Source organism: Qipengyuania aquimaris, assembly GCF_009827445.1.
Lineage (GTDB): Bacteria > Pseudomonadota > Alphaproteobacteria > Sphingomonadales > Sphingomonadaceae > Qipengyuania > Qipengyuania aquimaris.
On the sequence record NZ_WTYI01000001.1, the window covers coordinates 2,301,355 to 2,324,543 of the forward strand.

Consider the following 23,189-nt stretch of genomic DNA (forward strand, 5'->3'; position numbering starts at 1 on the left):
TTGCCTAGGTATAACGGCATGGAAGACACGACGGGGCTGACCGAACTCGATCCGCGCTACAAAACGATGATGCGCCTCGTTGCAGCGATTTTTGCGGTCGTCTTGCTCGCCGGGGCCAGCATTGCGGAATTCGTCATACCGGGCTGGACCGGTGTGGTCTGGGGTCCGGTCCTGCTGGTCGTATTGTACCTCGTCGTCTGGCTGCCGATGCGCCGCTATGCGACGCGCGGCTATTCCCTGGCGGAAGAAAGGCTGCGCGTGGTGCGCGGCGTGCTCTTCCGCTCGGATACGGTCGTGCCTTTCGGCCGCGTCCAACACATCGATGTCGATCAGGGGCCGCTCGAGCGGGCGTTCCATCTTGCGACCCTCACGGTTCACACGGCGGGCAGTCACAATTCTTCCGTATCGCTTCCCGGTCTCGCGCATGAAGATGCCATGACGATGCGGGAGCAAATCCGCGCCGCCATCCGCCGCGACACGCAATGACGGGCGACTTTCGCGAACCGAAGCGAACCGATCCACGCACCTTCTTGGTGGAGGCGGTCAGCTACATAATCCGTTTCATTCCGGCTGCGGCCGCGCTGTTCGTCGTCATGCGCGACGAAATGGACAGACTTTCGTTTGCCTTGCCGATACTCGGCCTGCTGTTCGTCGGCAATCTGGTGGCACAGTACCTACAGTGGACACGGCTGACCTACGCTACCGGTGATGCCGACATCCGGGTCGAGAAGGGTCTATTGTCCCGCGCCGCCAGATCGGTCCCTTATGAGCGCATCCAGGATGTGAGCATCGAACAGAAACTGCTTCCACGGCTCTTCGGTCTCGTGGCAGTGAAGTTCGAGACCGGGGCTGGCGGCAAGGAGGACCTCTCGCTTGCCTATCTTTCCGAAGCGGAAGGGGAGCGGCTGCGGGAAGTCGTGAGGGAGCGACGCGACGAGGATGCGGCGCAAGCCTTGTCCGAAGTTCCGCAAACCGTTCCCGAACAGAGCAGCGCGCCCCTTTTCCAGATGGGACCGAAGCGGGTCCTTACATTCGGGCTGTTCGAGTTTTCGCTGGCTGTGGTCGCGGTGATCGGCGGTCTTGCACAGCAATTCGAGTTCCTGCTCCCCTTTGATATCTGGGATCTCGACCTCTGGCAGGAAAGGTTGGCAGGGCCGGGCCAGCAATTGGCCGGGCTTGGCCCCCTGGCACAAGCAATCGGCGTCATGATCGGGGTAGCGACCCTCGCAGTTCTAGGTTTCGCGACCGGGATTGTGCGCACGGCGCTTCGCGAGTGGGATTTTCGCCTCGATCGCACACCGAAAGGTTTTCGCCGCCGCCGCGGATTGTTGACCCGCACCGATCTCGTCATGCCCGTGCACAGGGTTCAGGCGCTGAGGCTGGAAACGGGCTTCTTGCGCAGATTGTTCGGCTGGCACGGGCTCAAGGTTATAAGCCTTGCGAGCGACAGCGGCGCGGCCAATCACGAAGCTGCGCCATTCGCGCAGATGGACGAGATCGCGCCTATCGTCGCGGAGACCGGTTTTGCGCTACCGGGGAGCGACATCACCTGGCACCGCGCCATGGACCGGTATCGCCTCGACAAGATGATCCTCGCCAGCGTCGTGCTCTTGCCCGTCACTATTGCCGCGATCTTCATCACGCCATCCTGGCAATGGCTCATCCCCGCGATCGCGCTCGCATGGATCATCGCGCATCACTGGTGGCGTTGGCGCCATGATCGTCATGCGCTCGATAGAACCCAGATCTATTCAAGGCATGGCTGGTTCGCGCCCAGCCTCGCTATCGGATCGCGCACAAAGCTCCAGTCGGTCGAGATCCTGCAGGGGCCGATCGCCAGGCGCCGTGGTTACGCAAGCCTGCTCCTGGGGCTCGCTGGCGGGAAATTGCGCGTTCACGGAATGCCGTTGGAGGAAGCTAGCAAATGGCGGAGCGCAATCCTCGAGAGTATCGGTAAAACCGATTTCTCCGACTTGCTGGAGGCGCGGGTCGAAGCGGCCTAGGCACGCAAGTCCGAGAGTTCCGGATGCCTCCTGAAATATCCTTCCACGTATGAGCAATCCGGCGCGATACGAAAGTCCTGTTCCTTCGCATCTTCTATCATGGCCTTGACCAGCTTGGCGGCCAGGCCTTGCCCGCGTGCCTCGGTCGGGACGAAGGTATGGGTGGCGTGACGTACGTCGCCTTTGGCGCGCCAGGTCAGCTCGGCTTCCCGCGTAGCACCTTCGACTGAGGTGAAGTACCGCCCCTCTGTTTCGTTTCCTTCGTGCTGGATTTCGATAGTATCGCTCACGCAGATTTCCTTTCTGTGCAAGCAACGCCGTGCGCGCTAGAGGCGTTCCCCTATGACGAGCCAGGCCCAGTTTCTCTCCGACAATGCAGCCAGCGTCCACCCGGCAATCTGGGACGCCCTTCGCGCCGCCGATGCGAGCGATGCCCCGTATGACGGCGATGCACACAGCGCTTCGCTCGACGAAAAGTTTTCCGCGCTGTTCGGGCGCGAGTGCGAAGTCCTTTGGGTGGCGACGGGGACGGCCGCCAATTGCCTCGCGCTGGCGACCATGGTCCAGCCGCACGGCGGGGTCGTGTGCCACGAAGAGGCACATATCGAAATGGACGAGGGCGGCGCGCCGGGCTTCTATTTGCACGGAGCGAAATTGCTTCTGGGCGAGGGTGATGGCGCAAAGCTGTCGCCCAACAGCATTCGCGCGGTAATCGATCCGATCCGCGACGATGTGCACCAGGTCCAGCCGCACGCGATTTCCATTACCCAGGCGAGCGAGTACGGGCGCGTTTACCGGCCCGAGGAACTCGCCGCTATTTCCGCTCTCGCGAAGGAGCGCGGGCTTGGGCTTCACATGGATGGTGCGCGGTTCGCCAATGCGGTGGCGTTTCTCGATGTTTCGGCCGCGGAAGCCGCTGGCGATGTAGATGCACTCAGCTTCGGCTTCGTCAAGAACGGCGGAATGACCGCAGAGGCTATCGTCTTCTTCGATCGCGGACTGGCCGATGTCGCGCGGTATCGCCGCAAGCGGGCGGGCCATTTGCAGAGCAAGGGGCGCTATCTCGCGGCCCAGCTTCACGCCATGCTCGACGGTGATGTCTGGCTCCGCAACGCCCGCTCGGCAAATGCCGCCGCACAGGAAATTGCCGGAGCCTGCGGTGAGCGACTGATGCACGATGTCGAGGCGAACGAGGTTTTCGTGCGCTGCAGCGCTGCAGAGCGCGAGGCGCTGAGGGCCCGCGGGTTCGGCTTTTACGATTGGGGCGATGACGCGGCGCGGTTCGTCACTGCGTGGAATACCCGAGAAGAAGACGCGCGAGCGCTTGCAGCGGCGATTGCCGGCCTATGAGCGCTTCGGCGGGTGAGACGACGCTGCTGCGCTGGCGCATCGTCATCCCCTTCCTCCTCACCGGAATGATCTGGGGCTCGACCTGGTGGGTCATTACCGACCAGATCGACGGGGCCGCGCCCAGCTGGTCGGTGGCGGTACGTTTCGCAACTGCGACCCCTGCGATGTTCCTGCTGGCCCGCGTCATGGGACGGTCGCTGGCGATCGGCAGGAACGGCCAAATCCTCGCAATCGCCATCGGAATCGCCCAGTTCTGCGCCAACTTCAACTTCGTCTACCGGGCCGAACTTCACCTGACTTCCGGCATCGTCGCGGTCATGTTCACGATGCTGATCGTGAGCAATGCCGCATTCGGCTGGTGGCTACTTGGGCAAAGGATCACCCGGGGCTTTGTAGTCGGGACTATCGTCGCTCTGTCAGGCATCGCCCTGCTGCTTATCCACGAGGCGGGATTGAACCCGCTGGGCGGCAGCATCCCGCTCGGAATTCTGTGGGCCGTGTGCGGTATTCTTGCCGCAAGTATCGCGAATGTCGTACAGGCCAACGAGACCGGCCGCGCGCTACCGATGGTCTCATTGCTGGCATGGGCGATGCTCTACGGGACCTTGGCCGATTTTGCCCTTGCCTGGTTCACCGCCGGACCGCCGCAGCTTCCGGACCGGCAGAGCTTCTGGCTCGGTATCGGGTGGCTGGCACTGGCCGGTAGCGTCGTGACCTTTCCGCTCCACTATACCCTCGTACGCGAAATCGGGGCGGGCAGGGCAGCCTATAACGGTATCGTGACTGTCATCGTTGCGATGCTTTTGTCGACGCTGTTCGAAGATTACCGGTGGACCACGCAGACCGTGATCGGCGCGGTGCTGGCGCTGATCGGCCTCGTCATTGCCCTGCGCGCCCGGCAGACGCCGCCATCGGCGCTAAAGCAGGCTGCCTAGGCCCTCTCGATAAGTCGGATAACGGGGCTTCCAGTCCAGCAGCCGCTTCGCCTTTCCATTGGCGACCCGGCGGTTCTCGGCATAAAATCCGCGAGCCATGGGCGAGAGGTCGGCTTCCTCCATCGACACCAAGGGTGGCGGTTCGGATCCTAGTAAGCGGCACGCCTCCTCGATCACCGCATTCTGGCTCGTGGGCAGGTCGTCTGCGAGATTGTAGGCGCCCGCCGGCGCGCCGTTCTCGATGGCGGCGACGACACCCGAAACGATGTCTTCCACATGCACGCGGCTGAAAACCTGCCCGGGCAGATCGATGCGGTGGGCCTTGCCTTCGCGCACCCTCTCGAAAGCGCTGCGTCCGGGGCCGTAGATGCCGGGAAGCCGGAAAACGCGTGCATCCAGCTCCAGCCACCGCGCATCGCACTGCGCACGCGCCGTGCGCCGCCCACCGCCGGTCGGGCTGCCTTCATCGACCCAGGCACCCTTTGCATCTCCGTAGACTCCGGTGGAGGAGAGATAGCCAAGCCATTGGCCTTCCAGCGCGTGTCCGTATCGGTCCAGCACAGGATCCGTGCCGTCGGCGGGTGGCACCGAACTCAGGACATGGCTGGCCGAACCCAGGGCGCGGAGCACTGCGTCCATGTCGTCGAAAGCGATATTGCCAGCACTTCCGGTTGCATCGAGGTGCCAGCCGGAACCGCGCATCGCTTGCGCAATTCGTCCCGCCGTGTAGCCGAGACCGAAGATGAACAATCGAGCCATCGGCGCGTTCTAGCGTAAAGGTTTCAGATTCACAGGATGAACATGGATATAGCACGCACTCCCTCAAGCCCTGACGGCAACATCGAAATGGCGGATGCAGCCGTGGAGCCGCACGATCCGCCCGAGATCAGGCGCGAGGATTATCGTCCTTTCCCATGGATGGTGCCCGAGACCCGTCTCGAGTTCGACCTCGGCCTCGAGAGCACCCGCGTCAGATCGCGGCTAACCGTAGCGCGCAATGCCAAGGCCGATGCCTCGCCGACGATCAGGCTGAATGGCGACGGCCTCGTACCGACGAGCGTGAAGGTCGACGGCGAACCGACGCGAGCCTACACCATGGATGGCGACGATCTCGTGCTGACGCTTCCCGGCGAAGCGCACGAGATCGCGATCGAGACCGAGATCGATCCGTCCTCCAACACGCAGCTGATGGGCCTATACGCCTCGAACGGAATGCTCTGCACGCAGTGCGAATCGGAAGGCTTCCGGCGGATAACCTTCTTCCCCGACCGGCCCGATGTGCTCAGCACATTCACCGTACGGATGAGCGGTGCGAGGGACCAGTTCCCTATCCTGCTGTGCAACGGCAACCGGACCGACGAAGGAGAAGAGGGCGACACCCACTGGGCAGAGTGGCACGACCCCTGGCCCAAGCCGTCCTATCTTTTCGCGCTGGTGGCCGGCGACCTTGTCGCCCGCAGCGATAGCTTCACCACCATGAACGGCCGCGAGGTCGAACTGAATGTGTGGGTTCGCGACGGCGACCTGCCGCGGACGGAGCACGCGATGGAGAGCCTCAAGCGCTCGATGAAATGGGACGAGGAAGCCTTCGGGCGCGAATACGATCTCGACCTGTTCAACATCGTTGCGGTCTCGGACTTCAACATGGGTGCCATGGAGAACAAGGGCCTCAACGTCTTCAATACGAAATACGTGCTGGCCGATCCCGAAACCGCGACGGACGGCGACTTCGATGCGGTCGAAGGCGTTATCGGCCACGAGTATTTTCACAACTGGTCGGGCAACCGCATCACCTGCCGCGACTGGTTCCAGCTCTCGCTCAAGGAGGGCTTTACGGTTCTGCGCGACCAGCTCTTCAGCCAGGACATGGGCAGCGAGCCGGTGAAGCGGATCGAGGATGTCCGCATCCTCCGCCTCGCCCAGTTCCCTGAGGATTCCGGGCCTCTGGCGCATCCGATCCGCCCGGACAGCTATCGCGAAATCAGCAATTTCTACACGGCGACAGTCTACAACAAGGGCGCCGAGGTTATTCGCATGATGCGCACGATGGCCGGAGAAGAGGCCTTCCGCAAAGGCACGGACCTCTATTTCGACCGTCACGACGGCGAAGCGGCGACTTGCGAGGATTTCGTCCGCTCGATCGAGGATGGCGCGGGGCTCGACCTGGAACAGTTTCGCCTGTGGTATTCGCAGGCCGGAACGCCGAAAGTCTCGGTCGAGCTGACGCACGAAGGTAACGAGGCGGTGTTGAAACTTCGCCAGACCGTCCCGCCGACCCCGGGCCAGCCGGACAAGAAGCCGATGCCGATCCCGCTGAAGCTGGCTCTTTTTGACCAACAGAGCGCGTCGCACAGCGGCGAGCAGCTGGTCGTGCTCGACACCGAATCGGCAGAACACCGGTTCGACGGCTTTGCCAACAAGCCAGTCCTGTCGATCAATCGGGGATTTTCGGCGCCGGTCACGATCAACCGGGCGATCGATCGCGAGGACCTGGTGTTCCTTGCGGCCAGCGACGACGATCCGTTTGCGCGTTACGAGGCGATGCAGGATCTCATGGTCCGGCATCTCGTGGCCGGCGTCGGCGGCAAGCTTTCTGAAGAAGAGCGGAGCCGTGGCGGGCAGAGCATTGCCCAGGCCATGGGCGCTATCCTTGCCGATCCGGACATCGACGACCTGATGCGCGGCGAGCTGATGAGTATGCCGAGCCAGACTTATATCGCAGAGCAGATGGAGCTTTCCGATCCGGGGCTGATTCATGCCGAGCGCGAGCGGCTCAAGTCGCTTATCGGTAGCCAGCTTTCGGAGCAATTGCATCGGCTCTACGAGCGGGCCGAACAGGTCCCGTTTTCGCTCGATGCGGAAGCAAAAGGCGCGCGCAAGCTGAAAACCATGGTGCTCGCCTATGCGGCGGCAAGCGATCCCGAAAAGGCGGCTGAACTGGCGGCCCACCAGTATGACCGGGCAGACAACATGACCGACCGGCAGGGCGCTCTCATGGTGCTCACCGGCTTGGAAGGCGTGGAGCGGACCAACAAGCTGCTCGACTTCTACAACCGCTATGAGGGAAATGCCCTGGTGATCGACAAGTGGTTCGCACTGCAGGCCTCTTCGCTTCACCCGCAGGTTGTCGAACACGTGAAGGCTCTTGCCGACCATCCCGATTTCACGCTGCGCAATCCGAACCGCGTGCGTTCGCTCTACATGGCATTTGCCGGAAACCCGCAAGGCTTCCATGCGGCCAGCGGCGAGGGGTACAAGATGATCGGCGATCTTATTCTCGAGCTCGATCCTATCAACGCGCAAACGGCTGCGCGCTTCGTTCCGCCGCTCGGTCGGTGGCGGAAGGTCGAACCGCAAAGGGCAGCGCTCATGCGCGAGCAGCTGGAGCGGATCGCAAAGGCGGAGAAGCTGTCGCGCGATACGTACGAGCAGGTTTCCAGAAGCCTGGCCGACTGAGGAAAAGCGCGTGGCGGAAGGTCAAGACCTGTTGCGATCCGACCGTATCGGGATCGCCCATGGTTTCCTCACCGGGCCCCAATCGGACAGGCGAGAGCTGGATCGGATAGGGGGCGATGCACCGACCGCTTTGCTCAAGCAGGTGCATTCTGCAGACTGCATAGTTGTGGGAAGCGATTTCGATTTCGAGAGCCGGCCCGAGGCGGATGCGATGGTGACCAAAGTGCCGCAGCTTCGCCTGGCGATCGTGACCGCCGACTGTGCACCGGTATTGCTCCACGATGCCGACGCGGGGGTCATCGGTGCGGCCCACGCCGGCTGGCGCGGCGCGCATGGCGGCATCCTCGAGAACACCGTCGCGGCGATGGAAACACTCGGCGCCCGGCCAGATCGCATCTCCGCTGCGATCGGCCCGTGCATCGCCCGGGCCAGTTACGAGGTAGACGATGCTTTCCGGGAGAAGTTCGAAAGCGCCGCGCATCGATTTTTCGAGCCTGGTCGTGAAGGTCACTGGCAGTTTGATCTGGAGGGCTATGCGGCGTGGCGGCTGTCGCTCGCAGGGGTGGGAGAAATCGATCGCCTCTCGCTCGACACCTATGCGAACGAATCGCGGTTTTATTCCTATCGCCGGGCGACGCATCGCACAGAGCCGACCGACGGACGCCAGTTCAGCGCAATCTGCCTGACTGCATAGTTGCACAAAGCCGAACTCGTCTGGCCAAAATGGCGGTTGGCAAGGGGGCGCAATAAGGCTAGAGGCCCGGACCAAACCGGGACACCGGGGGCTTTCGCACAGGCTTTTTCGCCTCGGGCATTGCCCGCACCGGATTTCCGGGCAACGGATCGCAATTCTTTCACGTCGTCTGCCAACCCAGGCATTCGACCCGCAAGGCAGGCAAGGCAACGCGCTGATGGCAGACACAACTGCAACCGCTTCCACTGAAACCGTAGCACAGACCGATGACGGAATCCGTCGTCGTGACTTCCTCGACATCGCCGCAATCGGCGCTGCAGGCGTGGGCGGTGTCTTCATCGTCTACCCGCTGGTCAGCCAGATGGCTCCGTCGAAGGATGTTCTTGCAGCCAGCTCGACCGAAGTGGACGTATCAAGCATCGAGCCGGGGCAGGCCATCAAGGCAGTCTTCCGCAAGCAGCCGCTTTTCGTGAAGCGCCTGACGGACGCGGAAATCGCTGCGGCAAACGCCATTCCCACCGGGTCGCTCCGCGATCAGGAGAGCCTTGAGGACCGTACCAAGGAAGGGCACCGCGACATCCTGGTGACCATGGGCGTCTGCACCCACCTTGGTTGTGTGCCGCTTGGCGCGGCGGAAGGCGAAGTGAAGGGTGAGTATGGCGGCTATTTTTGTCCCTGCCACGGCTCGCACTACGACACCGCTGGCCGTATCATGAAGGGTCCGGCCCCGACGAACCTCGAAGTGCCGGAGTACGAGTTCATCTCGGACACGGTAATCCAGGTCGGTTGAGCTAGAAGACGAGAGACACAGACATGAGCTTTCCCTGGGCACGCGAATATCAGCCGAGCAACGGCTTCACCCGCTTCCTCGACGAGAAGCTGCCGCTTCCGCGCCTCGTCTACAATGCAGTCGGTGCCGGTTACCCGGTCCCGCGCAACCTTTCCTATTTCTGGAATTTCGGCGTCCTCGCCGGTTTCTTCCTCGTGCTGCAGATCGTCACCGGCGTCGTGCTGGCGATGCACTACGCTGCAAACGCCCAGGTCGCTTTCGCGACGACCGAGCACATCATGCGCAACGTCAACTGGGGTTGGATGATGCGCTATGCCCACGCGAACGGGGCGAGCTTCTTCTTCATCGTCGTCTACATGCACATCTTCCGCGGCCTGTTCTATTCGAGCTACAAGGCCCCGCGCGAGATGATCTGGCTGCTCGGCGTCGTCATCTTCTTGCTCATGATGGCAACCGCCTTCATGGGTTACGTCCTTCCCTGGGGCCAGATGAGCTTCTGGGGAGCGAAGGTCATCACCGGTCTCTTCGGCGCAATCCCGCTGGTAGGTGAGCCGATCCAGGTCTGGCTGCTCGGTGGTTTCGCCCCCGACAATGCCGCTTTGAACCGTTTCTTCTCGCTGCACTTCCTATTGCCTTTCGTCATCGCCGGTGTGGTCATCCTCCACATCTGGGCGCTGCACATCCCAGGCTCCTCGAACCCGACCGGCGTGGAAGTGAAGCAGGAAAGCGACACGGTTCCCTTCCATCCGTATTACACGGCAAAGGATGGCTTCGGCCTCGGCGTCGTGCTGCTGGCTTACTTCGCGATGGTCTTCTTCCTGCCCAACGCGCTCGGCCACCCGGACAACTATATCGAAGCCAACCCGCTTTCGACTCCGGCGCACATCGTTCCTGAATGGTATTTCTGGCCGTTCTACGCGATCCTGCGCGCTTTCACCGTCGACTTCATCCTCCCGGCAAAGCTGTGGGGCGTGATCGCGATGTTCGCTTCGATCCTGCTGTGGTTCTTCCTGCCCTGGCTGGACAAGTCGCCGGTTCGCAGCGGCCACTACCGTCCGCTGTTCCGCAAGTTCTTCTGGTTCGGCCTGATCCCGGCGATGATCGTCCTGTTCATCTGTGGTGGTGCTCCGGCTGAAGAGCCTTATGTGATGCTCAGCCAGATCGCCACGGCGTACTACTTCCTGCACTTCCTGGTGATCCTCCCGATCGTCAGCAGTGTCGAAAAGCCCGAACCTTTGCCTTACTCGATCACCGAGGCGGTGCTCGGTTCGGACAAGAAGGCCGTGCTCGGCGAAAACACGACGCCGGCCGTCTAAGCGATACGAGAAAGATCTTCAGGTCATGACCAAACTTCTCAGCGTCCGCCTCGTAGCCATCCTGGTTGGCCTCGGCTTCGCATTTGTAGCTCTCTTCGCTTTCGTAATCGGCGCCTATAACGCCGCAACGGAAGAGCCGGCGGGTCACCTGCCCTACGAAAAACCGATGGACCTCTCGTTCTCCTTCGACGGGCCATTGGGCAAGTGGGACAAGGCCCAGCTGCAGCGCGGCCTCAAGGTGTACGATGAAGTCTGTGCTGCGTGTCACAGCCTCAAGTTCGTGGCTTTCCGCAATCTGGAAGAGCTCGGCTATGACGAAGGCCAGGTAAAGGCCTACGCCGCATCGAAGCAGGTGCCAGGCATCGACCCGAACACAGGTGAAGCTGCCATGCGTCCGGGCCTGCCGACCGATTACTTCCCGTCGCCTTATCCCAACGCTGTGGCTGCGGCCGCTGCCAACAACAATGCGATCCCGCCGGATCTTTCGCTGATGACGAAGGCGCGCGGTGACGGCACAAATTATGTCGCGTCGCTACTCATGGGATATCAGGCTCCTTCGGAAGAGCTCCTTGCAGAGCATCCCGAAGCAGCTCCGGGACCGGGCCTGCACCACAACGTGTATTTCCCGAACCTCAACCTCGCGATGGCTGCGCCACTGACTACTGACGGCCAAGTCACATACGACGACGGTACGGAAGCAACGATCGAGCAGATGTCGAAAGACGTCGCCGCTTTCCTGACCTGGACGGCCGAGCCGACCCTGGTGAAGCGCAAGCAGACCGGTTGGCCGGTGCTCATCTTCCTCCTGTTCGCGACGATCCTCGCGTACATGTCGAAACAGCAGATCTGGGCCGCAGTGAAGCCCAAGAAAGACTGATCGAGATCTTCTCGCTCTTATTTGAACGCCCCTGCCATCGAAGCGATGGCGGGGGCGTTTTCATATGTGTCACCCTCCAGTCAAAAGGCGCACCATGTCACCTGAAGAACTGAAGTCGCTTGTCAGGACCATCCCGGACTTTCCAAAATCCGGGATCCAGTTCCGCGACATCACCACCTTGATCGGTCATGGCGAAGGCTTTCGGGCAAGTGTGGACTGGCTTTCGGCCCAAGTCTCCAAAGGACCAGCCGATGCGATCGCCGGCATGGAGGCCCGCGGCTTCATTTTCGGCGCCGCGGTCGCCGCTGCCCTCGGCAAGCCGTTCATTCCGATCCGCAAACCGGGAAAGCTGCCCATCGAGACCATCGGCGTCGACTATGCTCTGGAATATGGCAGCGACCGGCTCGAGATGGATCCGAAAGCCGTCAAAGATGGCTGCCACGTGGCAATCGTCGATGACTTGCTGGCCACTGGGGGCACAGCATGCGCGGCAACGGAGTTGCTGCGCAAGGCAGGCGCGAATGTCCAAGCGGCCAGCTTCATTATCGATTTGCCGGATCTTGGAGGCGCGCAGAAGCTGCGCAATTGCAGCGTTGAGGTGACCTCGCTCATGCAATTCGAGGGCGACTAGGCAAGAATTCCGACGAATTTGGAAATAGTTCGACTTTCGGGCATTGATGCACATAGGCCTTCTGGCGAAGGTCGAGTGGCGTTGCGAGGGGCATGGAACAAACATTAGTCATAGCGTTGGTGGGCATTCTGGGAATCGGCGCGCAATGGGTTGCGTGGCGGACCGGTTGGCCCGCGATCGTCCTCATGCTCGCGGCGGGTTTCCTGGCGGGGCCTGTGCTCGGCATTTTCGATCCCGAGCATGCCTTTGGCGAGTTGCTTGAACCGATGGTGGCGATCGGGGTCGCATTGATCCTTTTCGAAGGCGGCCTGAGCCTCGATTTCCGCGAACTTCGCCATACTGGCAGCGCCGTCATGCGCCTCGCTACGGTGGGCGTCGCGATCGGGTGGCTGCTGGGTGCGCTGGCGGGCATCTACATCGCGGGCCTGGCCCCCGAAGTGGCGATCCTTTTCGGTGGCATCCTGGTGGTGACAGGCCCGACAGTCGTCATTCCGTTACTCAGGCAAAGCTCGATCAAGTCGCGACCGGCCTCGATTCTGAAGTGGGAAGCCATCGTCAACGATCCGACGGGCGCGCTCTGCGCCGTGATCGCTTACGAATATTTCCGTAAAGTCGCAGAACAACCCAATGCTACGCTTTTCGAGGTAGTACCGCCGCTGATCATTGCCGCGATCATCGCCGGCCTTATCGGCTATATCGCTGCGCTTGCGATCGCCTGGGCCTTTCCGCGCGGCGCCGTTCCTGAATATCTCAAGGTACCCGTCCTACTCACCGCCGTAGTCGGCGTATTCGTGATTTCTAATCTCATAGAGCATGAGGCTGGTCTCGTAGCCGTAACGGTCATGGGGGTAGCCCTGGCGAACATGAATGTATCGAGCCTGCGCTCTATCCATCCGTTCAAGGAGAACATCGCGGTCTTGCTGGTGTCGGGGATTTTCATCCTCCTGTCGGCATCGCTCAGTATCGAGGACATTCGCTACATCAACTGGCCCATTGCGCTGTTCCTGCTTGCGCTGCTGTTCCTCGTGCGCCCCGCGACGATCCTGATAAGCCTGCTTGGCACCAATATTCCCTGGAACGAGCGCTTGTTTCTCGCCTGGATCGCACCGCGCGGTATCGTGCTGGTCGCGATTTCTGGCCTTTTTGCGCTTCGCCTCTCGGACCTCGGCTTTACCGACGGCAACCTGCTGATCGGATTGAGCTTCGCCGTGGTCGTCGTGACTATCGTGGCGCATGGTTTCACCGTCGACTTCGTGGCCAAGCTGCTCAAGGTGAAGGGCGCAACCCGCCCCGGCATCCTGATCGTCGGCAGCACGCCCTGGACCATCGCGCTGGCGGAGCAGGTCCAGGAGATGAAGGCTCCGGTCCTGATCGTAGATTCCAGCTGGCAACGCCTTGCGCTGGCCCGCCAAAAGGGCATTCCCTTCTATCACGGCGAAATCCTGAACGAGGCGACGGAGCATAATCTCGAATTGGCACCGTACCAGAACCTGGTCGCGGCGACGGAGAACGAGGCTTACAACGCGCTCGTCTGCAACGAATTCGCGCATGAGATCGGACGCGACGCGGTATTCCAGCTGGGCGAGGCAGCGCAATCCGACGACAAGCATTCGCTGCCGGAAAGCTTGCGCGGTCGCGCCCTGTTCGAATCCGGTTTCGGCGTTGAGGATGTTTCCGAGCGCCAGCGCCAGGGATGGGTGTTCCGCAAGACCAGGCTGTCCGATGAATTCGACTTCGAGGACGCGCAGGAGCGGCTGCCCGATGCAGCAAACATGCTGCTGCTGATCCGCAGGGGCGGGGTCATTCGTTTCTTCACCCATGCGTCGCGGCCCGAACCGCGCGCTGGCGACACCATCTTGAGCTTCCTTCCGCCCCAGCCTCGCACGGCTGAAGAAAACGCGGCGCGCAAGAAGTCTGGACGTAAACAGGGGATAGAGCCGGCATGACCCGGAATTGGAACAGCTGGGCCGCTGCGGCCCTCCTGACATGTGCAGCAGCCGGTCTGTCGGCTTGCGGCCGCGAGGAGGCACCTGAACCGGCACCTACGGAGAGCGATGGTCCGCGTTCGATCTTCGAGAAAGACGGTGAGGGTACTGCTGGAGGTCCCGCTGCTGACGCGCTTCCGCCGCTCGAAACGACGTTGGGTTTTCCTGATGGGACCAGCGATCTGACCGAGGCTGCGCGCGCAGAGCTCGCTACGATCCTGAAGTCGCCCCAGATGGGCGAAGGTGGCCGCATTCTCCTTGGCGGACATTCCGATACCGACGGAAGCGACGAGGCGAACGAGACTGCGTCGCAAGAACGCGCCGAGGCCGTGCGCGACTTCCTCGTCGAAAACGGCGTCGCGGAAGAACGCATCGAAATCATTGCATTCGGCGAACAGAACCCGGTCGAACCCAATGCCCTACCTGACGGCTCGCCCAATGAAGAGGGTCGCGCAGCGAATCGCCGTGTGGAAGTGAAGATCGAAACCAAGGCTATCGACGCCGAAGAGACCCGTGCGCCGACCCTGATCGAGACGATCACGCAGAGCGATGAGGCGGGCGGCGAAGAAAGCAGCACGAACGGCGAATGACCTGTTGACGCGGGGCCACTCCCGGTGGCATCTGCGCTCCCGCCCAAGCAGGTGTGGGCGGGTATAGCATAGTGGTAATGCTCCAGCCTTCCAAGCTGGCTAGAGGGGTTCGATTCCCCTTACCCGCTCCAACCTCCGCTCTCGCCAGCGTCTGTAGGGTCTATTCCACCGCCATATTGTCGATCAGCCGCGTGCCGCCGATACGTGCCGCCACGAAGAGGCGTGCATTGCCATTGTCCTTCGGCAAAGGCTCCAGGCTGTCTGCATCGCGCAATTCAGCGTAATCGACACTGTCGAACCCGCTGACATCCAGCACTTCGCGAAGATTGCCGAGCGGTCGGTCGGCTTGTCCGCCTTTCGACAGGACAGCAATTGCATCGCGCATGGCGCGGGGGAGGGCACCTGCCTGTTCGCGCTGCTCGCTGGAAAGATATGCGTTTCGGCTGCTCATCGCGAGCCCGTCATCTTCACGCACGATCGGCACGCCCTTGATCGCATCGACATGGGGCTGGGTCAGGTCGAGGTCGCGCGCCATCCGGCGGATGACGGCAAGTTGCTGCCAGTCCTTCTCGCCGAAAAAGGCGATGTCCGGCCTGACCTGATTGAACAATTTGCAGACAACCGTGGCGACGCCGTCGAAGTGGCCGGGCCGGTCGCCGCCGCACAGCCCTTCGCTGATGCCCGCAACCGAAATGTTGGTCGAATAGCCCGGCGGGTAGACTTCCTGCGGCTGCGGCGCCCACACCAGCGCCACGCCTTCTTTCTCGAGCAGTTCGGAATCGTGCGCAAGCTGGCGGGGATATGCGTCGAGGTCCTCGCCCTCTCCAAATTGGCGCGGATTGACGAAGATCGAGGCGACGACGTGATCCGCGGCGCGCCTGGCTTCGCGCATCAGGGTCAGATGTCCCTCGTGCAGGGCGCCCATCGTCGGCACCAGAGCAATGCTTGCGCCATCGCTTCGCAGCGCGTCGACCGCCTTCCTCAACACTTCCAGTTCACGGGCCGTTTGCACCAGTCTATCCCCTTGGATAAGGATCATTTCAGACGCCCTAGCGCCGAGCGCGGGCTTGCAGCAACAATTTGCGAGTATCTTTACTTACCGTGTCCCAGACCGCACCCCACTGGATTACCTTCGCCAATGAAAAAGGCGGCACCGGAAAATCGACCACGGCCGTTCACGTGGCCGTTGCCTTGGCCTATCGCGGTGCGGATGTGGTGGCATTCGACCTTGACCATCGCCAGCGCACCATGTGCCGCTATTTCGAGAACCGCGCCGATACCGCGCAGCGCCGGGACATCGAGCTGCCTACAGTGCGCTGTCATACGATCGAGGATCTGGCACCGGAGGAGTTCGCCGCCTTCGTTGAGGAGCACAGCGCTGGAGCCGATTTCATAATCGTCGACACGCCCGGGCGTGACGATTCGCTCGCCCGGTTCGCCGCGACGCAGGCTGATACGCTCGTGACCCCGATGAACGACAGCTTCGTCGACTTCGACCTCATCGGCCAGGTCGAGGGAGAGACGTTCAAGGTCAAGAAGCTCTCGTTCTATGCGGAACTCATCTGGGAGGCGCGGATCAAGCGTGGCCGCCAGCAGATCGACCAGCAGCGGGCACAAATGGACTGGGTCGTGGTGCGCAATCGCACGGGTCACACCGAGGCGCGCAACATGGCGCGCATCGAACAAGCGCTTGCGGAAATGTCCAAACGCGTCGGCTTTCGCACTGCGAAAGGCTTGTCGGAGCGCGTAATCTATCGCGAGCTTTTCCCTTCCGGCCTCACCCTCCTCGACAAGGGGCATCTGGGTGATCTGGGCACCAGCCACCTGGTCGCCCGGCAGGAGCTGCGCGGCCTCGTCGCTGCACTGAGGTTACGGGGAAGAACGTTTACGCCGGTTGAGGAGGCAGCCGAATGATCCGCTTCCTGATTATTGCCGCCCTGATCTCCGTCCTATGTCGCTGGGCACTTGGCAAATGGCCGTGGGATTACCTTCGCGCCACCCCGACGCGCGAGCAAGCGCTGTTCAAGGCGCGCAAGCTGCTCAATGTTTCGGCGCGCGCCGATCACCGCGAGATTCGCGAAGCGCACCGCCGGATGGCCAGCATGCTCCATCCCGACAAGGGCGGTGACAAGGCACAAATGCAGGAACTGAACGCCGCACGCGACCTGCTGATCAACGAACTCCCTTACGAATCTCCGGAGCCTCCCCGATGAGCCATACTTTCGACCCCACCATCCTGCGCGAATACGATATCCGCGGCATCATCGGCGAGACACTGGGCGCGGAAGATGCGCGCGCTATCGGCCGTACATTCGGGTCCATGCTGCGCAAAGCCGGGGGCGAGCGGGTTGCAGTGGGTTACGATGGACGGGTCAGCTCCCCGATGCTCGAACATGCTCTGATCGAAGGCCTGAACGCAGCAGGCTGCGATGCGGTTCGCGTGGGTCTCGGTCCGACACCGATGCTATACTATGCGGAAGCAAGCGACCGCGATATCGATGGCGGCATTCAAATAACCGGCAGCCACAATCCCCCCAATTACAATGGCTTCAAGATGGTCTTTCAGGGCCGTCCGTTTTTCGGGGAGGACATTCAGGAGCTTGGCAGGCGTTCGGCTGCCGGGGAATGGAGCGACGGTGCGGGTTCGGTCGAGGATCGCGATATCGTCGACGAATACGTCTCGCGCATGATCACCGCCCTCGACGGGATCGATGCCGAGGCGCTGGAGGGGATTCGCGTCGGTTGGGATGCCGGGAACGGGTCGGCCGGACCCGCTCTTGAGAAGCTGGTCGAGCGCCTGCCCGGAGAGCATCATCTTCTCTATACCGAAGTCGACGGCGAATTTCCCAATCATCATCCCGACCCTACTGTCGAGGAAAACCTTGCCGATTTGAAAAGGCTCGTCTCCGCAAAGTCCCTCGATTTCGGAGTCGCTTTCGATGGCGACGGGGACCGGATCGGGGCGATAGACGGCGAAGGCCGCGTGATCTGGGGTGATCAGTTGCTGATGATCTATGCCGAAGACCTCCTCGCGACCATGTCAGGCGCTACGATTATCGCCGATGTGAAGGCCAGCCGCGCGCTATTCGACCATGTCGAGAAGTGCGGCGGCGAACCGCTGATGTGGAAGACCGGCCACTCGCTGATTAAATCCAAAATGAAGGAAACAGGCTCGCCGCTGGCTGGCGAAATGAGCGGCCACGTCTTTTTCGCCGACGAATATTACGGTTTCGACGATGCGCTTTATGCGGGCGTACGGCTGCTGGCCGCATCGGCGCGTCTGGGCAAATCGTTGACCGATCTACGCGGCGCGATGCCCGATATGATCAACACGCCTGAAATGCGTTTCCAGGTGGACGAAAGCCGCAAGTTCGCAGCTATCGAGGAAGTGAAGGACCGCCTCGCCAATAGTGATGCGCAGGTGAACGGCACCGATGGCGTGCGCGTCAATACGGAGGACGGCTGGTGGCTGCTGCGCGCCTCGAACACGCAGGACGTGCTCGTAGCGCGGGCCGAAAGCGAAACGCAGGAAGGTCTCGCGCGCCTGATGGACCAGATTGACGAGCAACTGCGCCTTTCTGGCCTGGAACGCGGCGAGAGCGTCGGGCACTGAGAATTTTCGAGGAGGGTTGAGCAATGAAGAACTGGATCTTGGCGCTGGGCGCGCCGCTTGCGCTTTCGGCCCAGCCGGTCCTGGCGCAGGATGCCGATGCGGACAAGGCAGCCGAAGAGGCCGAAGTGATGGCCGCGCTTACCGAAGCTTTCGCCGTCGAACCGCTTACAACGGAAGAGGAAGCACGCCTTCCGATGGCACGCCAAGTCGTCGACAAGATGATGCCCGAAGGCTCAATGCAGAAGGTGATCGACTCGACATTCGGCGGAATGCTCGGCCCCTTCATGGACCTTGCCGCCCAAGCGGGCCCCGACCTGACCGAGACGATCGGTTGGGACAAGTCCGAGCTTGAGGTGACCGATGAGCAGGTGAAGGAAATCGCCGGGATCGTTGATCCAAATTGGGAGGAGCGTCAGCGCCGCGAAATGGCTTTCCTTCAGGAAGCCATGGGAGAAGTCATGGCGGCGATGGAGCCTGCCATGCGCAAGGGGATGAGCGAAGCCTACGCTGTCGCTTTCACAACGACCGAGCTGGCCGATCTCGACGCATTCTTTTCGACGCCCTCGGGCGCTTCTTTCGCCACCAAGTCGTTTGAACTGGCAAACGATCCCCGCATCATGAGCGCGGCGATGACTAGCATGCCCATGATGATGGAGCAGTTCGCCGAAATGGGCGAAAAGATGAAAGCGGCTATGGACGATCTCCCGGAGCGCAAAACCTTCGAGACGCTAACTGCCGAAAAAAAGGCGCGCCTGTTGGAGCTGTCGGGGCTGAGCGAAGCGGACCTGAAGCTGGGCATGGAGGTCGCGGCGGAGACGGCAGAATCGGATTCGCCTTTCTGACGTCCGGCCATCGGGAACGACGCCCCTTTCGATGCGCTGTGACTAGGTGAGCGAGCAGGCGGTTCCTTCCCAGATCAACGACTGGTTTGCCGGTCGGGGTTGGCGCATCCGCCGGCACCAGCGCCAGATGCTGCAGGCCAGCGATGCTTCGCGCCATGCCCTACTTGTTGCCGACACCGGCGCGGGCAAGACGCTTGCGGGTTTTCTGCCAACGCTATCCGATTTTGCCGAAGAGCGACTTGACGGGAAGGCTCCGTCAGATGGCCTGCACACGCTTTACGTCTCACCGCTGAAGGCGCTCGCGCATGACGTGCAGCGCAATCTCCTCACGCCGATCGAAGAGATGGGCCTGCCGATCACTGTTGAAACAAGGAGCGGTGATACCCCGTCGGATCGCAAGCGGCGCCAGCGACAGAAACCCCCGCATGTCCTGCTGACGACGCCTGAGAGTCTGTCGCTCCTGTTGTCCTTTCCGGACAGCTTCGAACTCTTCTCCGGGTTGAAGCGAATAGTTATCGACGAGGTGCATGCCTTCGCCACCGGCAAGCGGGGCGATCTCTTGGCGCTTGCCCTGTCGCGACTCCAGGCGATTGCGCCGGACATGCAGCGCGCTGCATTGTCGGCAACGGTTGCCAGTCCGGAAGCTTTCCGCGAGTGGCTCGCCCCGTGGGGCGAGCTCGACACGGTCGAGCTGGTCGAGGGCGAGCAGGGCGCGCCGTCGGAAGTCGAATTACTGCTACCGGACGAGGAGCGGGTGCCCTGGGGTGGGCATGCTGCGACATGGGCCATTCCCCAGCTTTACGACCGGATCAGCAGAAACGGCACGACGCTGGTGTTCACGAATACGCGTTTCCTTGCTGAATACATCTTCCAGCACTTGTGGGATGTGAACGAGGAAAACCTGCCGATCGGCATCCATCACGGTTCGCTGAGCAAAGAGGCGCGGCGCAAGGTGGAGGGCGCGATGGCGCGCGGCGAACTGCGTGCGCTCGTCGCGACGGCGAGCCTCGATCTCGGCGTCGACTGGGGCGATATCGACCTCGTCGTCCAGATGGGCGCTCCGAAGGGTTCGAGCCGCCTGCTGCAGCGCATCGGGCGTGCAAATCACCGGCTCGACCAGCCGAGCAGGGCGCTGCTGGTTCCGGGCAATCGCTTCGAATTCCTGGAGGCCACCGCGGCCAAGGAGGCGGTCGACGAAGGACGGCGTGACGGAGAGGATTTCCGTCCCGGAGGCCTCGATGTGCTCGCCCAGCATGTGATGGCCTGTGCCTGTGCCGCCCCCTTCGAGGAAGGCGAGCTGTTGGCGCAGGTCCGGTCCAGTCTCTCATATGCTTGGGTCGACGAGGAGATATGGCAGCGCGTGCTGACCTTCGTCGCCACCGGCGGTTATGCGCTCGAAGCCTATGACAAGTTCAAGCGTATCGTGCGCGACAGTGAGGGTGTCTGGCGCCTGAGCCATCCCGAACAGGCCCAGCGGCACAGAATGAATGCAGGGATCATCATCGACAGCGAGATGCTGGAGGTGAGGATCAACTCAGGTCGGGGGCGTGGTGGACGCAGCCTAGGCAAGATCGAGGAACGCTTCGCAGCCTCTCTCAGCCCCGGCGACACCTTTGCCTTTGCCGGAATGAGCCTGGAGGTCGTGAAGCTGCAGGACATGGAAGTGCTCGTGAAGGCCGCCAAGGCGAGCGCGATGATCCCAAGCTATGGCGGGGCGCGAATGCCGCTCACCACGCACCTGGCCGACCGCGTGCGAGGTATGCTGGTCGACCGGGCAGGGTGGGCGCGTTTCCCCGACGATGTGCGCGAATGGCTGGAGGTGCAGGACTGGCGCTCGCAGATGCCGGGGCCGGGCCAGCTATTGGTCGAGAGCTTCCCTCACGCGAAACGTCACTACAGCGTGTACTACACCTTCGAGGGTTGGAACGCGAACCAGAGCCTCGGCATGTTGATCACGCGCCGGATGGAGGACCGGGGCCTGATGCCGGGAGGATTTGTCGCCAATGACTATTCTCTGGCGGTCTGGGGTTTGAAGCCGGTGGAGGATCCTGCCCCGCTTCTGTCGCCGGACATCCTGCAGGACGAATTTATCGAGTGGGTTCAAAATTCGCACCTGTTGCGTCGAGCCTTCCGGGAAGTGGCAGTGATTGGTGGATTGGTCGAGCGGCAGCACCCCGGGAAGCGAAAGACTGGCAAGCAGGTCACGTTTTCGACAGACCTGATCTATGATGTCCTTCGGAAGTATGAGCCGGACCACGTGCTCCTGGAAGCCGCCTGGGCGGATGCGCGCACGCGCATGACGGACGTCGGCCGTTTGGGGAGCTTGCTCGACCGTGCGGCGGAAGAGCTGGTCCATGTCGAACTCGACCGGGTTAGCCCGCTGGCCGTTCCCGTAATGGTCATGATCGGCCGCGAAGCGACGCCGCAAGGCTCGGTCGACGACGAACTCCTGCTGGAAGCTGAAAGCCTCGCCGGCGCTGCCATGCGTATCGACGAGGCTCCCGAGCTCGATTGAACCTTACCGCGCGCGCGCGAAGTCTCGATAGCGCTCGTTCCCGACGAACGCGAAATTCTCGACCCCGGAATCCTTGATCAGGGCAAGGGTGCGGGCGGAAGTGGCATAGCTTGCTCTGCCATCCGGGTCGAAGCGCACAACGGCCTGACTGTCCATGGCCGCGACGCCTGCCAGCTGGTTGAGCAGATCTTGCCGGTCCATCTCGGCGCCGTTCCAGAACAGGCGGTCGGACGCGTCGATATGCACGACATTCGTCTCTTCGATAGGGTTGGAAGGCCCTCCGGTCGGCAGCGGCACCTGAAGGGCGTGGGCAGCGATCGGGATCGCTAAAATGAACATGATCAACAATACGAGCATTACATCGATAAGTGGAGTGATGTTGAGATCGCTCAACGGGCGGCCGGCATTTTGTCGGGCTCTTGCGGGATACGGCATGTCTTTCTCCCTCACTGGAATGTAACAGCATAACATAACAAAGGAGGAGCGCAATGTGCGCCTGGAGAAGCATCGGTTTCCGGGCACGAAAAAGGGGGCGGATCGCTCCGCCCCCCTCTCTCAATCTGTGGTTTCGAAGCCTACTTGCCGAAGCTGCGATATCGTTCGTTGCCCACAAAGCCGAACTTGGTCACACCGCTTGACTTGATGATCTGAAGCACGCGAGCCGAAGCTTCGTAGCTGGCGGTTGCTTCCGGCTCGAACTGCAGTTCGGGTTCCGGATTGATCGTCAGCGACTGCGCCAACAGGTTGACGAGGTCGCCTTCCTGGATGACTTCGCCGTTCCACAGCAGTTCGTCCTGCTGCGTGATGACCAGCTTGTTCTTGTCCGGCTCCACCGTCACGGGCGGCGGATTCGGGTTCGGTTGCGGAAGGTCGATATCGACCGAGTGGGTCGCTACCGGGATCGTGATGATGAACATGATGAGGAGAACGAGCAGGACGTCGATCAACGGCGTCATGTTCATTTCCATCATCGGCGAGCCATCATCCTTGCCGCCTGACATTGCCATGAGGGTATCTCCCTAGAAATTCTGGCTCGAAGCCGATCAGCCGTTCGGGTCGACCGGGTTCGAGATGAAGCCGACAGTCGGATAACCGGCCGCCTGCACGTTGTAGATCGCCCCCGCGACGCACGACCACGGTGCGTTCACGTCACCGCGGATGTGGACCTGCGGAATTGCTTCGGGGTCTTCCATGATCGCTTCCGGTCCGCCGTAGCGCTGAACGATCTGGTCCAGCCGTTCGAAGGCCTGGTCATAAAGCTCTTCCGAGGAAACCGGAGTGATGTTGTTGAAATACACCCGGCATTCGCCGTTGCGCGATGCGCCCTCGAAGCCAGGCTCGCCAGCACTGCGGCCCGATGCATCAGTGGTGCTGACCGTAAGGAGAAGGTTCTCGACCTTGTCCTTGGATTCCAGGGATTCGAAGATCGGGATCTCGAGCTTCTCGATCGTCTGGATCGCGACCGGGACCGCGATGAGGAAGATGATCAGAAGCACCAGCATCACGTCCACGAGGGGGGTGGTGTTGATGTCCGACATCGGCGTTTCCGCGCTGCCGCCTACTGAAACCGCCATCTTGTGTCCTGTCCGTAG

The 23,189-nt window shown here is 61.7% G+C and carries 23 protein-coding genes and 1 tRNA gene; 18 read left to right on the forward strand and 6 right to left on the reverse strand.

The features are described from left to right. Positions 1-18 precede the first annotated feature (18 nt). Together GRI34_RS11310 and GRI34_RS11315 are read left to right on the forward strand one after the other, a co-directional pair. Positions 19-486: a PH domain-containing protein gene (locus GRI34_RS11310; protein ID WP_160596013.1), complete on the forward strand. Its 468-nt coding sequence runs from the start codon at positions 19-21 to the stop codon at positions 484-486. Then, complete coding sequence (locus GRI34_RS11315; RefSeq protein ID WP_160596014.1) at positions 483-2,003, forward strand: PH domain-containing protein; 1,521 nt, start codon at positions 483-485, stop codon at positions 2,001-2,003. The genes GRI34_RS11310 and GRI34_RS11315 overlap by 4 nt, the downstream gene beginning before the upstream one ends. Here the strand turns inward: GRI34_RS11315 and GRI34_RS11320 are convergent. After that, positions 2,000-2,293 carry a GNAT family N-acetyltransferase gene (locus tag GRI34_RS11320; protein WP_325065217.1) on the reverse strand — a complete coding sequence of 98 codons (294 nt, stop codon included), beginning with the start codon at positions 2,291-2,293 and terminating at the stop codon, positions 2,000-2,002. The two genes, GRI34_RS11315 and GRI34_RS11320, sit on opposite strands and share 4 nt — an antisense overlap. A 52-nt stretch (positions 2,294-2,345) precedes the next feature. Here GRI34_RS11320 and GRI34_RS11325 point away from each other — a divergent pair, with 52 nt between their 5' ends. Together GRI34_RS11325 and GRI34_RS11330 are read left to right on the forward strand one after the other, a co-directional pair. Then, positions 2,346-3,353: a threonine aldolase family protein gene (locus tag GRI34_RS11325; RefSeq protein WP_160596015.1), complete on the forward strand. Its 1,008-nt coding sequence runs from the start codon at positions 2,346-2,348 to the stop codon at positions 3,351-3,353. After that, a complete protein-coding gene (locus tag GRI34_RS11330) occupies positions 3,350-4,288 on the forward strand; it encodes a DMT family transporter (protein WP_160596016.1) in 939 nt (312 codons plus the stop codon). Before GRI34_RS11325 ends, GRI34_RS11330 begins: the two co-directional genes overlap by 4 nt. On the opposite strand, the gene GRI34_RS11335 is transcribed toward GRI34_RS11330, so the two are convergent. Beyond that, complete coding sequence (locus tag GRI34_RS11335) at positions 4,271-5,047, reverse strand: Rossmann-fold NAD(P)-binding domain-containing protein (RefSeq protein WP_160596017.1); 777 nt, start codon at positions 5,045-5,047, stop codon at positions 4,271-4,273. The genes GRI34_RS11330 and GRI34_RS11335 overlap by 18 nt on opposite strands. 42 nt (positions 5,048-5,089) lie before the next feature. On the opposite strand from GRI34_RS11335, the gene pepN reads away from it, so the two are divergent. The 9 genes from pepN (at position 5,090) to GRI34_RS11380 (ending at position 14,758) form a co-directional block, all read left to right on the forward strand. Next, the gene (pepN, locus tag GRI34_RS11340; protein WP_160596018.1) at positions 5,090-7,744 is read left to right on the forward strand and encodes an aminopeptidase N; all 2,655 of its coding nucleotides are present in this window, start codon (positions 5,090-5,092) and stop codon (positions 7,742-7,744) included. Between the two features lie 10 nt (positions 7,745-7,754). Further along, positions 7,755-8,438, forward strand: coding sequence for a peptidoglycan editing factor PgeF (gene pgeF, locus GRI34_RS11345; RefSeq protein WP_160596019.1), 684 nt, complete (start codon positions 7,755-7,757; stop codon positions 8,436-8,438). A gap of 217 nt (positions 8,439-8,655) precedes the next feature. Continuing rightward, a complete protein-coding gene (gene petA / locus GRI34_RS11350) occupies positions 8,656-9,228 on the forward strand; it encodes a ubiquinol-cytochrome c reductase iron-sulfur subunit (RefSeq protein WP_160596020.1) in 573 nt (190 codons plus the stop codon). Positions 9,229-9,251: 23 nt separating this feature from the next. Next, on the forward strand, positions 9,252-10,544 hold the full coding sequence (locus tag GRI34_RS11355) for a cytochrome b (RefSeq protein ID WP_160596021.1): 1,293 nt from the start codon (positions 9,252-9,254) through the stop codon (positions 10,542-10,544). Between the two features lie 25 nt (positions 10,545-10,569). Further along, positions 10,570-11,421 (forward strand): cytochrome c1, encoded by an 852-nt coding sequence (locus GRI34_RS11360; protein WP_160596022.1) that lies wholly within the window; start codon positions 10,570-10,572, stop codon positions 11,419-11,421. Positions 11,422-11,515: 94 nt separating this feature from the next. Further along, the gene (locus tag GRI34_RS11365) at positions 11,516-12,052 is read left to right on the forward strand and encodes an adenine phosphoribosyltransferase (RefSeq protein WP_160596023.1); all 537 of its coding nucleotides are present in this window, start codon (positions 11,516-11,518) and stop codon (positions 12,050-12,052) included. A gap of 92 nt (positions 12,053-12,144) precedes the next feature. Continuing rightward, positions 12,145-13,998 (forward strand): cation:proton antiporter, encoded by a 1,854-nt coding sequence (locus tag GRI34_RS11370; RefSeq protein ID WP_160596024.1) that lies wholly within the window; start codon positions 12,145-12,147, stop codon positions 13,996-13,998. Beyond that, complete coding sequence (locus GRI34_RS11375) at positions 13,995-14,627, forward strand: OmpA family protein (protein ID WP_160596025.1); 633 nt, start codon at positions 13,995-13,997, stop codon at positions 14,625-14,627. The genes GRI34_RS11370 and GRI34_RS11375 overlap by 4 nt, the downstream gene beginning before the upstream one ends. Positions 14,628-14,684: 57 nt before the next feature. Continuing rightward, positions 14,685-14,758, forward strand: a tRNA-Gly gene (locus GRI34_RS11380). Between the two features lie 29 nt (positions 14,759-14,787). On the opposite strand, the gene panC is transcribed toward GRI34_RS11380, so the two are convergent. Then, positions 14,788-15,639 (reverse strand): pantoate--beta-alanine ligase, encoded by an 852-nt coding sequence (gene panC / locus GRI34_RS11385; RefSeq protein ID WP_160596508.1) that lies wholly within the window; start codon positions 15,637-15,639, stop codon positions 14,788-14,790. 89 nt (positions 15,640-15,728) lie between these two features. Between panC and GRI34_RS11390 the strand changes: the two genes are divergently transcribed. Genes GRI34_RS11390 through GRI34_RS11410 form a run of 5 tightly spaced genes read left to right on the forward strand, consistent with a single transcriptional unit; the run spans position 15,729 to position 21,597 of the window. Continuing rightward, positions 15,729-16,541: a division plane positioning ATPase MipZ gene (locus tag GRI34_RS11390; RefSeq protein ID WP_160596026.1), complete on the forward strand. Its 813-nt coding sequence runs from the start codon at positions 15,729-15,731 to the stop codon at positions 16,539-16,541. Beyond that, a complete protein-coding gene (locus tag GRI34_RS11395) occupies positions 16,538-16,840 on the forward strand; it encodes a J domain-containing protein (protein ID WP_160596027.1) in 303 nt (100 codons plus the stop codon). The genes GRI34_RS11390 and GRI34_RS11395 overlap by 4 nt, the downstream gene beginning before the upstream one ends. Further along, the gene (gene pgmG / locus GRI34_RS11400) at positions 16,837-18,240 is read left to right on the forward strand and encodes a phosphoglucomutase/phosphomannomutase PgmG (RefSeq protein ID WP_160596028.1); all 1,404 of its coding nucleotides are present in this window, start codon (positions 16,837-16,839) and stop codon (positions 18,238-18,240) included. Before GRI34_RS11395 ends, pgmG begins: the two co-directional genes overlap by 4 nt. A 23-nt stretch (positions 18,241-18,263) precedes the next feature. After that, a complete protein-coding gene (locus GRI34_RS11405; protein ID WP_160596029.1) occupies positions 18,264-19,082 on the forward strand; it encodes a DUF2059 domain-containing protein in 819 nt (272 codons plus the stop codon). Between the two features lie 46 nt (positions 19,083-19,128). Continuing rightward, complete coding sequence (locus tag GRI34_RS11410) at positions 19,129-21,597, forward strand: ligase-associated DNA damage response DEXH box helicase (RefSeq protein WP_160596030.1); 2,469 nt, start codon at positions 19,129-19,131, stop codon at positions 21,595-21,597. Between the two features lie 3 nt (positions 21,598-21,600). Here the strand turns inward: GRI34_RS11410 and GRI34_RS11415 are convergent, their stop codons facing one another. The 3 genes from GRI34_RS11415 to GRI34_RS11425 all read right to left on the reverse strand — a co-directional run bounded on the left by GRI34_RS11415 (position 21,601) and on the right by GRI34_RS11425 (position 23,171). Continuing rightward, positions 21,601-22,032, reverse strand: coding sequence for an ExbD/TolR family protein (locus GRI34_RS11415; protein ID WP_160596031.1), 432 nt, complete (start codon positions 22,030-22,032; stop codon positions 21,601-21,603). A gap of 140 nt (positions 22,033-22,172) precedes the next feature. Beyond that, the gene (locus GRI34_RS11420; protein ID WP_160596032.1) at positions 22,173-22,604 is read right to left on the reverse strand and encodes an ExbD/TolR family protein; all 432 of its coding nucleotides are present in this window, start codon (positions 22,602-22,604) and stop codon (positions 22,173-22,175) included. Between the two features lie 36 nt (positions 22,605-22,640). After that, positions 22,641-23,171, reverse strand: a complete 531-nt coding sequence (locus GRI34_RS11425) for an ExbD/TolR family protein (RefSeq protein WP_199800161.1) — start codon at positions 23,169-23,171, stop codon at positions 22,641-22,643. Positions 23,172-23,189 lie beyond the last annotated feature (18 nt).

Excerpts from the sequence above, each read along its gene's own strand:
- GRI34_RS11355 (WP_160596021.1), top strand. The coding sequence starts at position 9,252 with ATGAGCTTTCCCTGGGCACGCGAATATCAGCCGAGCAACGGCTTCACC.
- GRI34_RS11420 (WP_160596032.1), bottom strand. The coding sequence starts at position 22,604 with ATGGCAATGTCAGGCGGCAAGGATGATGGCTCGCCGATGATGGAAATG.
- petA (WP_160596020.1), top strand. The coding sequence starts at position 8,656 with ATGGCAGACACAACTGCAACCGCTTCCACTGAAACCGTAGCACAGACC.
- pgmG (WP_160596028.1), top strand. The coding sequence starts at position 16,837 with ATGAGCCATACTTTCGACCCCACCATCCTGCGCGAATACGATATCCGC.
- GRI34_RS11370 (WP_160596024.1), top strand. The coding sequence starts at position 12,145 with ATGGAACAAACATTAGTCATAGCGTTGGTGGGCATTCTGGGAATCGGC.
- GRI34_RS11395 (WP_160596027.1), top strand. The coding sequence starts at position 16,538 with ATGATCCGCTTCCTGATTATTGCCGCCCTGATCTCCGTCCTATGTCGC.
- GRI34_RS11325 (WP_160596015.1), top strand. The coding sequence starts at position 2,346 with ATGACGAGCCAGGCCCAGTTTCTCTCCGACAATGCAGCCAGCGTCCAC.
- GRI34_RS11360 (WP_160596022.1), top strand. The coding sequence starts at position 10,570 with ATGACCAAACTTCTCAGCGTCCGCCTCGTAGCCATCCTGGTTGGCCTC.
- GRI34_RS11310 (WP_160596013.1), top strand. The coding sequence starts at position 19 with ATGGAAGACACGACGGGGCTGACCGAACTCGATCCGCGCTACAAAACG.
- GRI34_RS11425 (WP_199800161.1), bottom strand. The coding sequence starts at position 23,171 with ATGGCGGTTTCAGTAGGCGGCAGCGCGGAAACGCCGATGTCGGACATC.
- GRI34_RS11415 (WP_160596031.1), bottom strand. The coding sequence starts at position 22,032 with ATGCCGTATCCCGCAAGAGCCCGACAAAATGCCGGCCGCCCGTTGAGC.
- GRI34_RS11405 (WP_160596029.1), top strand. The coding sequence starts at position 18,264 with ATGAAGAACTGGATCTTGGCGCTGGGCGCGCCGCTTGCGCTTTCGGCC.
- GRI34_RS11330 (WP_160596016.1), top strand. The coding sequence starts at position 3,350 with ATGAGCGCTTCGGCGGGTGAGACGACGCTGCTGCGCTGGCGCATCGTC.
- GRI34_RS11315 (WP_160596014.1), top strand. The coding sequence starts at position 483 with ATGACGGGCGACTTTCGCGAACCGAAGCGAACCGATCCACGCACCTTC.
- GRI34_RS11365 (WP_160596023.1), top strand. The coding sequence starts at position 11,516 with ATGTCACCTGAAGAACTGAAGTCGCTTGTCAGGACCATCCCGGACTTT.
- GRI34_RS11375 (WP_160596025.1), top strand. The coding sequence starts at position 13,995 with ATGACCCGGAATTGGAACAGCTGGGCCGCTGCGGCCCTCCTGACATGT.
- pepN (WP_160596018.1), top strand. The coding sequence starts at position 5,090 with ATGGATATAGCACGCACTCCCTCAAGCCCTGACGGCAACATCGAAATG.
- GRI34_RS11335 (WP_160596017.1), bottom strand. The coding sequence starts at position 5,047 with ATGGCTCGATTGTTCATCTTCGGTCTCGGCTACACGGCGGGACGAATT.